We start from the raw sequence: 5,106 nt of genomic DNA on the forward strand, positions 1-5,106 counted from the left end.
ATGCCGAAACGTTCGCAGATCGGGGTCTTCATGCCGATCAGTTCACGCCCACGATTTGACGGCTGTCAAGTGCCTCGCACCCGCACCCTGCGCGCACGTTCGGTGCGGGTGGGCCGGGTGCGCGCGCAGCGGCGCGAAGGCGAACTCGCGCAGACCGTCGCGCGGATCCACCCGCGCACGAAAACCCAGCACCTCGGCGGCCCGTGCCGGGTCGGCCACGATGTGGCGGACGTCGCCGCTGCGGTAGGCGCCGGTCACCTGCGGCTGCGGTCCGCCGCGGGCCTCGCACACCAGCTGGGCCACCTCGAGGATGGAGACGGGCCGCCCCGAACACACGTTGGCTGCGGTGAACCCGCCCGCGGCGGCCTCGACCGCGGCCACGTTGGCCGCCGCGACGTCGTCGACGTGGACGAAGTCGCGCATCTGGGCACCGTCCTCGAACACCTTGGGCGCATCGCCCTTCTCCAGCGCGGAGCGGAAGATGGCCGCCACCCCGGAGTAGGGGGTGTCGCGCGGCATTCCGGGCCCGTAGACGTTGTGGTAGCGCAGCGCCACAACCGAGCCGCCCGTGGCCTCCGACCAGGCGAGCGCGAAATGCTCCTGCGCGGTCTTGCTGGCCGCGTAGAGACTGCGCGGCCGCAGCGGCGCGTCCTCGCCGACGAGCTGCCAGCGCACCGGTTCGCCGCCCACCGGGCAGCGGTGCTCGAACACCCCGGCGTCCAGGTCGGCCCGGCTGCGCGGCAGCGGCTCGACGGGGCCGTGCACGGGGCAGGAGAACCGCCCCTGCCCGTAGACGACCATCGACGACGCCAGCACCAACCGGGTCACCCCGGCGGCATACATCTGGGCCAGCAGCACCGTCGTGGCGTAGTCGTTGAGCGATCCGTAGGCCGGTGCGTCGGCGGCGTTGACCCCCGCACCCACCATCGCCGCCTGATGACAGACCACGTCGACGCCGGCCAACAGGGGCGCCAGCGCGTCGGCGTCGCGCACGTCGGCGCGCACGATCCCCGGCGGAAGCTCGGCGCCGGGACCGTGGGCGGCGGGCAGCAGCACGTCGAGGCCGATCACCTCGTGGCCGCGCTCGCTCAGCGCCGCGGCCACCCGGGATCCGATGAAACCGGCTGCGCCGGTGAGCAATACCCTCACGGCAGTTCGAACGGCAGCTCGACGCCGTCGTGCTGCAGGCAGTGTTCACAGGTCTCGACGCTGTCCACCTGAGCGAGGGCCTCGTGCACCAGCTGCTTGAACGGCACCAGATTCCGCTCGAACTCGGCGAACACGTCCACCGCGCGCACCCCGGCCCCGGCCTCCACCCCGGCGTCCAGGTCGGTAACCAAAGCAATTGCCGAATAACACATTTCGAGCTCACGAGCCAGCACCGACTCCGGATACCCGGTCATGTTGATCAACGTGAAGCCCTGGCGGGCGTACCACTGACTCTCGGCCCGGGTGGAAAAGCGCGGGCCCTCGATCACCACCATGGTGCCGCCGTCGACGACATCGGGCAGGCCGGTGGCCGCGCGGCGCAGCTGCGGACAGTACGGGTCGGCGAAGCTGACGTGGATGCCCCCCGCGTCGAAGTAGGTGGAACGGCGCCCACTGGTGCGGTCCACGAGCTGATCGGGCACCACCATGGCCCCGGGGCCCAGTTCGGGGGTGAGGCTGCCGACCGCGCAGGGGCCGAAGATGCGGCGCACCCCCAGCGCGCGCAGCGCCCACATGTTCGCCAGATAGGGCACGGTGTGCGCGGAGTACTCGTGGTGGACGCCGTGGCGGGGCAGGAACGCCACCTCGCGGTCGCCGACCCTGCCCACGGTCACCGGTGCGCTGGGTGTGCCGTAGGGGGTGTCCAGGCTGACGCTGCGGGCATCGTCACCGAAGAACGAGTAGAAGCCGGTTCCGCCGATCACTGCGAGCATCCGACCATTGTCGGCCATCTCGTGTTGCGCCGGGCGACCGCGGTGGTTAGCTCTGCGGCTATGAGCACTCCCGAGGGGATCCGCGACGACGTCAGGGCCCGGCTCACGCTGGCGGTGCTGACCGGCGCGGCCGTCGGCGCGGTGGGGGGAACCGCCGCCGGGTGGCGGTACGCCCCGACGGTCGGCTGGGTCGCGGCGGTGACCGTCTACCTGGCGTTGACGTGGCGCATCATCGGCGGTCTGGACGCGCCGCGGACCAAACAGCACGCCCAGCTCGGCGACTCGGGGCTGACCCTCAGTGAGGGCACCATCGTGCTGGCCAGTGTGGCCAGCCTCGCCGGGGTCGGACACCTGTTGATCGCGGGGGCCTCGCACGGTCTGCACGCCAACATCGACGCCGCCGTGGGGGTGCTCAGCGTCGTCGCCTCCTGGGTGACGGTGCACACCGTCTTCACGCTGCTGTACGCCCGGAACTACTACGACGAGGACGACGGCCGCACCGCCGGCGGTATCGACTTCGGGACCGCCGAGCCCACCTACGCCGATTTCGCCTACCTGGCGTTCACCATCGGCATGACCTACCAGGTGTCGGACACGACGCTCACCGAGCGGGCCATGCGCAAGACCGCGCTCACCCAGGGGCTGCTGTCCTACGTGCTCGGCGCGGTGGTGCTGGCCATCACGATCAACCTCGTGGTGAGCTTGAGCAGCTGAGCCCGTGCGACGATCTGTGCATGGCCACCGTCGCCCAATGGATCGAAGGCGCCCGCCCGCGCACCCTGCCCAACGCCGTCTCCCCGGTGCTGGCCGGCACCGGCGCGGCCGCCTGGCTCGGGGCGGCGGTCTGGTGGAAAGCCCTGCTGGCGCTGGCGGTGTCGGTCGCGCTGATCATCGGGGTCAACTTCGCCAACGACTACTCCGACGGCGTCCGTGGCACCGACGACGTGCGCGCGGGGCCGCTGCGTCTGGTCGGTTCCCGGCTGGCCTCCCCGCGCGCGGTGCTGTCGGCGGCGGTGGCCGCGCTGGCCGTCGGCGCGGTGGCCGGCCTGGTGCTCGCGCTCTACAGCAATCCGTGGCTGATCGCGGTGGGGGTGGTGTGCATCGCCGGCGCCTGGCTCTACACCGGCGGTTCCCGCCCGTACGGCTACCAGGGGCTGGGCGAGGTCGCGGTGTTCGTGTTCTTCGGGTTGGTGGCCGTGCTGGGCACGCAGTACACCCAGGCGTTGCGGGTCGACTGGGTGGGGCTGGTGTGCGCGGTGGTGATGGGTTCGCTGTCCTCGGCGGTGCTGGTGGCCAACAATCTGCGCGACATCCCCACCGACACCACGTCGGGCAAGATCACCCTGGCGGTGCGGCTGGGCGACGCCCGGACCCGCCGCCTGTACGCGGGGTTGCTGGCGGTGGCCGGGGTGCTGACCGTGGTGTTGGCGGCGGCCACGCCGTGGTGTCTGGCCGGGCTGGTCGCGGCACCGCTGGCGGTGCGCGCCGCCGCGCCGGTGGTTCGGGGCCGCACCGGCCCCGAACTGATCCCGGTACTGCGTGACACCGGACTGACGATGCTGGTGTGGGCGCTGGTGGTGGCCACGGCGCTGTGGCTGTCCTGACGGATCAGTCCTGGTCCGTCAGTCCTGGTCCGTCAGTCCTGGTCCGTCAGTCCTGGTCCGCCGGGGCATCCCCCTGCAGCCGGGCACGCAGCTGATCCCGGTCGCGGCGACGCCGCTCGTCCACCGCGGCGATCCCGGCGGTGGCGCGCCGGCGCAACGGCGCGAACAGCCAGATGCCCAGTGGCAGCGCGACGACGATCCCGAACAGGACCGCCACGACCAGAGGGAACTCGGCGATGCCGAGCAGTCGGGCACCGTAGAAGATGGCCGCGCTCAGCGCCGCGACCAGCAGCAGTCGTGCGACCAGGTACGCCAGTACGTCCAGCACCATTCGACCGGTAGTCAGCTGCTCACTCACGGTCCGAGCCTACCGACGCGCGTATATTCGTTCCAAGGAGGTTAAACGTGGCGTACCTGCTCCTCATCCTGGTCGTGGCCGGCCTGGTCTACGCGGGTTGGCGGATCACCCAATCCCGGCCGGACCGACAGAAGACCCGTGTCATCGGCCCCGATGACGACCCGGAGTTCCTGCGGCGGCTCAACAACGGCGACAACAACCCGCGTTGATCCGGCCCGCGTGCCGAGCCGTCGGACAGTCGTGTCTGCCTACTCCGAGCCGCGGCCCGTCCCACGGGTCCGCTCCGCGCCCGGGAACCCGTCGGCCACGACGGCCGCCAACTCCAGCAGCGCCTCCCTGGTCGGCCCTTTGAGCTGATCCAGTGCGATCTCGGCGCCCTCCTCGAGGTGCGGATCGAACGGCACCACCCGCACGGCACGGCAGCGGCGCGAGAAGTGATCGACCACCTTCTGCATGTCGACCTTGCCGGAGCGGGGGCGCACCGCGTTGATGACCGCCACCGACCTGCGCACCAGCTCCTCGTGGCCGTGGGCGTCCAGCCAGTCCAGCGTCGCCGACGCGCTGCGCGCACCGTCGACCGAACCGGAACTGACCACGATCAGCGTGTCGGCCTTGGCCAGCACCGCCGACATCGCCGAGTGCAGCAGGCCGGTGCCGCAGTCGGTGAGCACCAGGCTGTAGTAGTGCTCCAGGATGTCCAGCGTGCGGGTGTAGTCCTCGGAGCTGAACGCCTCCGACACGGCCGGATCGGTCTCGGAGGCCAGCACCTCCAGTCGGCTCGACCCCTGTGAGGTGTAGGCGCGCACATCGCTGTAGCGCTCGATCCGCGCCGCCTCCCGCAGCAGGTCGCGCACCGTCGCCGGGGTCTCCAGCGGCACCTTCTGGCTCAGCGTGCCGCGGTCGGGGTTGGCGTCGACGGCGACCACCCGGTCACCACGGACCGAGGCGAACGTGCCGCCGAGGGTGGCGGTGATGGTGGTCTTGCCCACCCCGCCCTTCAGCGACACCACCGCGATGCGGTGACAGCCGTGCAGCGGCCGCCGCACGTGGGCGATCAGGTTCTTCCGGCGGGTGTCCTTGGCGCTCTCCCCCGGGTTGATCAGCTTGCCCGACGCGAGGTACACCCAGCGGCGCCATCCGCTCCGCGGGGCCGGGCGCGCGCGCCCGGCCCCGCGGAGCGGATGGCGCCGCTGGGTGTACCTCGCGTCGGGCAAGCTGATCA

The 5,106-nt window shown here is 71.4% G+C and carries 6 protein-coding genes and 1 pseudogene; 3 read left to right on the plus strand and 4 right to left on the minus strand.

What is annotated here, in order from left to right:
* Positions 1 to 123: 123 nt before the first annotated feature.
* A pseudogene (locus CSR00_RS29300) lies at positions 124 to 1,149 on the minus strand (NAD-dependent epimerase/dehydratase family protein); the annotation flags it as partial.
* Positions 1,146 to 1,922 (minus strand): S-methyl-5'-thioadenosine phosphorylase, encoded by a 777-nt coding sequence (locus CSR00_RS29305; RefSeq protein WP_099025865.1) that lies wholly within the window; start codon positions 1,920 to 1,922, stop codon positions 1,146 to 1,148. The pseudogene CSR00_RS29300 and the gene CSR00_RS29305, both read right to left, overlap by 4 nt.
* A 60-nt stretch (positions 1,923 to 1,982) precedes the next feature.
* On the opposite strand from CSR00_RS29305, the gene CSR00_RS29310 reads away from it, so the two are divergent.
* Together CSR00_RS29310 and CSR00_RS29315 are read left to right on the plus strand one after the other, a co-directional pair.
* Entirely contained in the window at positions 1,983 to 2,636 is a 654-nt protein-coding gene (locus CSR00_RS29310) for a DUF1345 domain-containing protein (protein ID WP_099025866.1), read from the plus strand.
* A 20-nt stretch (positions 2,637 to 2,656) separates the two neighbouring features.
* Positions 2,657 to 3,526 (plus strand): 1,4-dihydroxy-2-naphthoate polyprenyltransferase, encoded by an 870-nt coding sequence (locus CSR00_RS29315; protein ID WP_099025867.1) that lies wholly within the window; start codon positions 2,657 to 2,659, stop codon positions 3,524 to 3,526.
* Between the two features lie 46 nt (positions 3,527 to 3,572).
* On the opposite strand, the gene CSR00_RS29320 is transcribed toward CSR00_RS29315, so the two are convergent.
* Positions 3,573 to 3,857, minus strand: coding sequence for a DUF4229 domain-containing protein (locus CSR00_RS29320; RefSeq protein WP_099025868.1), 285 nt, complete (start codon positions 3,855 to 3,857; stop codon positions 3,573 to 3,575).
* Between the two features lie 74 nt (positions 3,858 to 3,931).
* On the opposite strand from CSR00_RS29320, the gene CSR00_RS30955 reads away from it, so the two are divergent.
* Complete coding sequence (locus tag CSR00_RS30955) at positions 3,932 to 4,093, plus strand: hypothetical protein (protein ID WP_099025869.1); 162 nt, start codon at positions 3,932 to 3,934, stop codon at positions 4,091 to 4,093.
* A gap of 39 nt (positions 4,094 to 4,132) precedes the next feature.
* Here CSR00_RS30955 and CSR00_RS29330 read toward each other — a convergent pair.
* Positions 4,133 to 5,106 (minus strand): MinD/ParA family ATP-binding protein (locus CSR00_RS29330; protein WP_245906739.1); only part of this gene is annotated, 974 nt, incomplete at its 5' end.

The organism is Mycolicibacterium palauense, assembly GCF_002592005.1.
GTDB lineage: Bacteria > Actinomycetota > Actinomycetes > Mycobacteriales > Mycobacteriaceae > Mycobacterium > Mycobacterium palauense.

Excerpts from the sequence above, each read along its gene's own strand:
- CSR00_RS29310 (WP_099025866.1), top strand. The coding sequence starts at position 1,983 with ATGAGCACTCCCGAGGGGATCCGCGACGACGTCAGGGCCCGGCTCACG.
- CSR00_RS29320 (WP_099025868.1), bottom strand. The coding sequence starts at position 3,857 with ATGGTGCTGGACGTACTGGCGTACCTGGTCGCACGACTGCTGCTGGTC.
- CSR00_RS29315 (WP_099025867.1), top strand. The coding sequence starts at position 2,657 with ATGGCCACCGTCGCCCAATGGATCGAAGGCGCCCGCCCGCGCACCCTG.
- CSR00_RS29305 (WP_099025865.1), bottom strand. The coding sequence starts at position 1,922 with ATGCTCGCAGTGATCGGCGGAACCGGCTTCTACTCGTTCTTCGGTGAC.